5 protein-coding genes and 1 tRNA gene are annotated in these 5,979 nt (G+C 42.5%); 3 read left to right on the top strand and 3 right to left on the bottom strand.

Annotated features, from left to right (window positions below; translation table 11 throughout):
* Window positions 1-112 precede the first annotated feature (112 nt).
* A tRNA-Thr gene (locus tag R7E42_RS23530) sits at window positions 113-188 on the bottom strand.
* Window positions 189-393: 205 nt separating this feature from the next.
* On the opposite strand from R7E42_RS23530, the gene coaA reads away from it, so the two are divergent.
* Window positions 394-1,317 carry a type I pantothenate kinase gene (coaA, locus tag R7E42_RS23525; RefSeq protein WP_005388683.1) on the top strand — a complete coding sequence of 308 codons (924 nt, stop codon included), beginning with the start codon at window positions 394-396 and terminating at the stop codon, window positions 1,315-1,317.
* Window positions 1,318-1,324: 7 nt separating this feature from the next.
* Here coaA and birA read toward each other — a convergent pair whose 3' ends face one another.
* Both birA and murB read right to left on the bottom strand, forming a co-directional pair.
* The gene (gene birA / locus R7E42_RS23520) at window positions 1,325-2,290 is read right to left on the bottom strand and encodes a bifunctional biotin--[acetyl-CoA-carboxylase] ligase/biotin operon repressor BirA (protein WP_318073038.1); all 966 of its coding nucleotides are present in this window, start codon (window positions 2,288-2,290) and stop codon (window positions 1,325-1,327) included.
* Window positions 2,287-3,330 carry a UDP-N-acetylmuramate dehydrogenase gene (gene murB / locus R7E42_RS23515; RefSeq protein ID WP_239939283.1) on the bottom strand — a complete coding sequence of 348 codons (1,044 nt, stop codon included), beginning with the start codon at window positions 3,328-3,330 and terminating at the stop codon, window positions 2,287-2,289. Before murB ends, birA begins: the two co-directional genes overlap by 4 nt.
* Before the next feature lie 101 nt (window positions 3,331-3,431).
* Between murB and R7E42_RS23510 the strand changes: the two genes are divergently transcribed.
* On the top strand, window positions 3,432-3,863 hold the full coding sequence (locus tag R7E42_RS23510) for a GNAT family N-acetyltransferase (RefSeq protein WP_017821963.1): 432 nt from the start codon (window positions 3,432-3,434) through the stop codon (window positions 3,861-3,863).
* 71 nt (window positions 3,864-3,934) lie between these two features.
* Entirely contained in the window at window positions 3,935-5,275 is a 1,341-nt protein-coding gene (pssA, locus tag R7E42_RS23505; RefSeq protein ID WP_318073037.1) for a CDP-diacylglycerol--serine O-phosphatidyltransferase, read from the top strand.
* The last annotated feature ends 704 nt before the right edge of the window (window positions 5,276-5,979 follow it).

Genomic DNA, 5,979 nt, shown 5'->3' with positions numbered 1-5,979 from the left:
GGGACGGATTCGAACCATCGAAGGCAGTGCCGGCAGATTTACAGTCTGCTCCCTTTGGCCACTCGGGAACCCCTCCAAATTTTCAAGCCATTCAGACTACTAAAGGAAAGAATGGTGCCGACTACCGGAATCGAACTGGTGACCTACTGATTACAAGTCAGTTGCTCTACCTACTGAGCTAAGTCGGCATAAGTGGTGCGCATTCTATTGAATGATTTTCTAGGTTGCAATAGTAATTTGAAAAAAAATCATAAATTTCGATTTTTTAGATTCGTTTGCTGCAAATTCGTACAAACTTAGCTTTTTTAAAGCAAACTTCGACCTTTGTCGTTTGCTTTGAAGTTCGCTTGATGTATGTTCTTGCTTCTATTAAACCAAGGATAAAAGAGACCCATGAGTCCATTTTTGTCATTTGACCGTGCAAATTGGGCCGAGTTAAGAAACTCTGTACCGATGACACTTTCTGAAGACGACTTGACTGCGCTTCAGGGCATTAATGAAAACCTAACCATGGAGGAAGCGGTAGAGATCTACCTTCCTTTGTCTCGTCTTTTAAATCTGTATGTCCAGGCTCGTCAAAGCCGCAATTCCGTATTACAACAATTCTTAAATACAGAGGAACATGCTCCCCCTTTCGTAATTGGTATCGCTGGCAGTGTTGCTGTAGGCAAAAGTACGACTGCTCGTATTCTAACGGCATTGCTTTCTCGTTGGGAGAATCATCCCAAAGTGTCCTTGGTTACAACAGATGGCTTCCTATATCCGAAAAAAGTACTAGAAGAACGCGGTATCATGCATCGTAAAGGCTTCCCAGAATCCTATGATATCAAGCGCTTAGTCGAGTTCATGTCTGACGTAAAGGCAGGAAAGCCCGATCTTGAAGTACCCATCTACTCTCACATCACGTATGACATTACTGATGAACTAAGAAAAGTGGATAGACCGGATGTTCTTATTATTGAAGGTTTAAACGTTCTGCAAAGTGGAATGGACTATCCACATGACCCGCATCGTGTCTTCGTATCTGACTTTTTAGATTTTTCAATTTATGTCGACGCAGAAACAGAGACCATTGAACATTGGTACGTAGAACGCTTTTTAAAGTTTCGCCAAGGGGCCTTTACGAAACCAGGCTCTTATTTTAGCCACTACACACAACTCTCTGTCGATGACGCAAAGAAAAAAGCAAAGCAAATTTGGCATGATATTAATGGGCTCAATTTAGAATTGAATATTCTTCCAACTCGTGAGAGAGCCCACTTGATTCTACACAAAGGCGTTAACCACTTGGTTGATAAAGTCTCGTTGCGAAAGTAATCGAAGCTTAGTCACTTTTACGCAACGAGATTTCACCACCAATATAAGTCTCTAATCCTTGGGAGGTTTCGATTAATATTCCACCTTGATGATCGATGCCTCGAACGACGCCATGTACCTCTCTAGGCCCAATAAGCAGTTTGACCTGACGATTAAGGAAATTGTCTAACCGATTCCAACGTTCGATAAAGCCAGTAAGCCCTTTCATTTCATATTCGACAAGTGCAGAATTCCAATGCTTGATAAGAGTCATTGCTAGAACATTTCTATCGTTCTTGAGACTCTGATTTACTTGGTTCAACGTGGTCCATGGCTGGTCAATCTCAGGCTGGTCGTCAGGCATTCCAATATTCAGGCCCATCCCAATCACTAGATGAGCAGCCCCACCGGCCTGACCCGACATTTCAACCAAGATTCCGGCCAGTTTTTTATCTTGATAATACAAGTCATTCGGCCACTTGAGTTTAACACCTTGCATGCCTACTTCTTCCAGAGCTTCCACTGCGGCAATCCCAATCACCAAGCTCAAGCCCATTGCCGCAGCCATTCCCGCATCCAGTCGCCAATACATAGAGAGATATAAGTTAGAGCCAAACGGTGAGACCCATTGTCTACCGCGGCGACCACGACCTTGAGCTTGATATTCAGCAATACAAACACGGCCCTTTTCCGAATCCGCGACTCTGTCGAGCAAATATTGATTCGTTGAGTCAATCACAGGGACGAGTTCAACAAGTGACTCCGAGCTAGTGGTAAGGAGAGTCTCGTCTAACAACTGCAATGGTGAGGCTAATTGGTAACCGCGCCCTTGCACTCGATAAATATCAATACCCCATTCACTAAGACCTTTAATGTGCTTAGCGATTGCCGCTCTAGAAACATTAAGATCGTCGCCCAACGCTTCTCCTGAATGAAACTCTCCATCACTTAATAACTTTAGAATATGAAGTTTCGTAGAGTGATCTTTTCTCATCTAGATGCCTCGATCTGAGCCAAATTGGTCTCCCCGGTACGATTGAGAAAGCGTACTTCATGCTCAAGTATGATTTGGTATTTGTCCCATACTGTATGCTTCACTAAAGAAGCAAGCGCGACAATGTCATCAGCACTACAATTATCTATGTTGGTCAAAACCAAAGCTTGCATAGGGTTGACCTGCGCACCGTGTACAGACTTCCCTTTTAATCCACACTGATCAATAAGCCAACCAGCAGCAATTTTCATTCCTCCTGAAGCTGGGTAGGCCACTACGTTAGGGTATTTTTTTGTGAGTCGATCATAGTGATCTTGTGTGATCACTGGGTTTTTAAAGAAACTACCTGCGTTACCTATCTTGGTTGGATCTGGCAGTTTTGCCTTTCGCACTTGGCATACTCGTTCGAAGATAGAAGCAGGGCTGAGTTGTTCTTCTGGGATACTTTGTAAAGGGCCGTACTGGTTAATCGGCTGCCATTGCTTCGCCAACTTAAGCCCTAATGCGGTGATAAAGCACTTTCCGTGCAACGCATGTTTAAATATGGAATCCCTATAGGCAAACTCACAGTCTTGGGCGTGCATTCTTTTGTTTTCAAACGTAGTTAGGTCAAGAACATCTACATAATCACAGATGTCTTTTAGCTCTAGGCCATACGCACCAATGTTCTGAATAGGAGCCGAGCCAGCACAACCTGGAATCAAAGCTAAGTTCTCGATCCCACCGATCCCCTGATTCACACACCAGGAAACCAATTCAGGCCAATCTTCACCACCGGCAATATGTAATAGGTAGTGCTCATCCGTTTCCGTGACTTCTTTACCCATGATTCGATTAACAATCACTAATCCCTCAAAATGTTCTGTAAAAAGAACATTACTTCCTTTACCTAAAAAAAGTTTCGGTAAATGGGTGAATCTTGGGTTTTGAAATAGCTCAATAACATCTTCAAGCGACTCAACGATAGCTAAATAGGAACACGATTGTTCAATTCCAAAAGTATGGTAAGCCTTTAGGCTCGCATTTGTTTTAATTTGCATAGTAGGTTTGCAACACCAGATAAGATTCTCTTAAACTGTCGACATTCTACATTAGTTATCTTTTAACCGCAGTGACAATACCAGACTCATTAATCATAGAAGTGTTAAATCCCATCAAGCTCCCCCTCATTAAGAAACTATACAAAGCGTATTACCCTGCGGGTCGAGCCAAAAAGGATGAATTGATCATTACAGCAAGCCATAAGGGTGAAATCATTGCGTTACTACGTTTAAAAAGTGTAGATAAAGTTCGTCTGTTGACAGGAATGTTGGTCATTCCGAAAGTTAGGGGAACAGGAATTGGAAAAAAACTACTAACTCATTGTAAAAACAATGTTTTCACTGATGGCGATTATTGCTTCGCGTTTACACATCTCGAATCCTATTATTCCAAGCATGGATTCACAACAATTGATTGCTCTGAGCTACCACACCCGCTAAAAATGGCATTTCAACGTTATGTAGATAGCGGTAAAGATCTCATTCCAATGCAATTCATCTCTTCAACGACATCAAAACGCGTGCTTTTGTAGCCAGGTAAATCATATCTTTGATAAAATGGCAGGTTCGCAATATTGCACTAAACTAAGGTACTCATACCGATATGATAGTAAGTAGGAATCCATTCGAACAGTTGCCAAGTCTCGCTGTCAATCCGGAAGACTTTGATGTTCTGTATTCAGCAGAATCATTCAGAACCCGTCTTTTAGATGCTATCAGCAAAGCAACGTCGCGAATTTACCTAGTCGCTCTATATCTGGAAGATGATGAAGCTGGACGTGAAATTCTCACTGCGCTTTATGAAGCGAAACAGCGCAACCCTGGGTTGGACATCAATATCTGTGTCGACTGGCATCGAGCGCAGCGTGGCCTGATTGGCGCGGAGACATCTGAGGGTAATTCAGCGCTTTACAAAGCATATGCCAGTAAGTACCAACACCCAATCCCTGTCTATGGCATACCAGTGCGTGGCAGAGAAGTTTTTGGGGTACTGCATTTAAAAGGCTTCATTGTCGATGATACTGTTATCTACAGTGGGGCGAGCTTAAATAACGTTTATCTCCATTATCATGAACGTTATCGATTTGATCGTTACCATGTGATTCGACATGAATCTTTAGCGAATTCAATGGTGCAATTCATTCAGAAAGAAATGATTGCTCACCCTGCCGTTAATGATCTTGCAGGAAAAGATAAGCCAGAAACCAAAGAAATAAAGTCGGCGATTCGCCAACTGAGGGCTTCTCTTGCTCAAGCCAACTATAAGTTTGAAGATCAAGCTGCAACAGAAGAAAGCGTAAAAGTCACTCCGTTAGTTGGGCTAGGCAAACGCCGTAATCTGCTCAATCAACAGATTGTAAAGTTATTGGCAGCAGCCCAAGACGAAATTTTCATTTGTACGCCTTACTTTAACTTCCCTAAAGCACTTCATCGTGAAGTGAAACGAGCCATGAAGCGTGGTGTGAAAGTAACGATTGTTGTGGGTGATAAAACCGCTAACGACTTTTACATTGCACCTGAGGAAGACTTTAAAACCATTGGCGGACTTCCATATCTTTACGAAGTGAATTTGCGTCGCTTTGCGAAAGCCAATGAAGCGAATATCGCCGCACGTAAATTGTCAATTCACCTATGGAAGCATGGCAATAACAGCTTCCACCTTAAGGGCATTTGGGTTGATAAACGCTATATGCTACTTACTGGGAATAACCTAAATCCACGTGCTTGGTCACTCGACCTAGAAAATGGGCTACTCATACAAGACAATTATGCGAAGCTCACTGAGAAGTTTGAAGACGAAGTTTCGCGTATTCTTGAGCATACTTACCTTATCTGTACTTATAAGCAATTAGAGAAAGTAGAAGACTATCCTATAGGGGTACAGCGACTGGTCAGAAAAATCACCCGCCTAAAGGCAGATGGTGTTTTAAAACGTATTCTTTAGACATCATTTCTCGCTCTAAAGTACGTTGAGATTTTTATACTAAGCCAACCGCTTTAGCAGTTGGCTTTTTCATATAATCCATTTGGAATACTTAACTATTTTCTAGTACCGCTAGTGAGCACATAACCACTTAGATCTAGAGCGATTCTCTTAATGGATTTGAGCTTTGACGTTTGTGAGTATTCCGCATAGCTTACAGCCTCGAGCTAAGCTACCCCTCTCTGTTTTGGCGCTTCTTACCCCTTGGCGATATATTTTTCTGAGACTCATCAAATGTTCAGCGTCGAAAGTCATCACCTCGCTAATGAAGAGCTCCTTCAATCTTTCACCTTCCAATTCTTTTCAAGTCGTTTGATTTTTGAGCCAGGAGAGATTGGGGGTATATATGACGCTTTTCTGGATTATGCGCACAGTTCGTTTTTTCTTTCTCATCAAGATTCAAGCCGTTGAACGCCTTTGAATACCATAGATTACTTAGGTTTGTTTGTAGGTCATATTGTCTTTCCACAGCATCAACGGCCTATATTAATTAAAGCCTAGTGTGTAATCACGCAAAGTTCACTTAGTAGGGATTATGGGGAGTAGTCTAATTAGGTGTAAACACACTTCAGGGAAACGCCGCAGTAGAAACGAAAAAAGCCTCAGTCTTTCGACTGAGGCTTAATATAAGTGGCGGAGTGGACGGGACTCGAACCCGCGACCCC

This window comes from Vibrio sp. Vb1337 (assembly GCF_033338715.1).
Classification (GTDB): Bacteria; Pseudomonadota; Gammaproteobacteria; order Enterobacterales; family Vibrionaceae; genus Vibrio; species Vibrio alginolyticus.
The sequence above is the reverse complement of the archived record's forward strand: the minus strand, read 5'-3'. Positions and strand labels throughout refer to the sequence as shown.

Excerpts from the sequence above, each read along its gene's own strand:
- coaA (WP_005388683.1), top strand. The coding sequence starts at position 394 with ATGAGTCCATTTTTGTCATTTGACCGTGCAAATTGGGCCGAGTTAAGA.
- birA (WP_318073038.1), bottom strand. The coding sequence starts at position 2,290 with ATGAGAAAAGATCACTCTACGAAACTTCATATTCTAAAGTTATTAAGT.
- murB (WP_239939283.1), bottom strand. The coding sequence starts at position 3,330 with ATGCAAATTAAAACAAATGCGAGCCTAAAGGCTTACCATACTTTTGGA.
- pssA (WP_318073037.1), top strand. The coding sequence starts at position 3,935 with ATGATAGTAAGTAGGAATCCATTCGAACAGTTGCCAAGTCTCGCTGTC.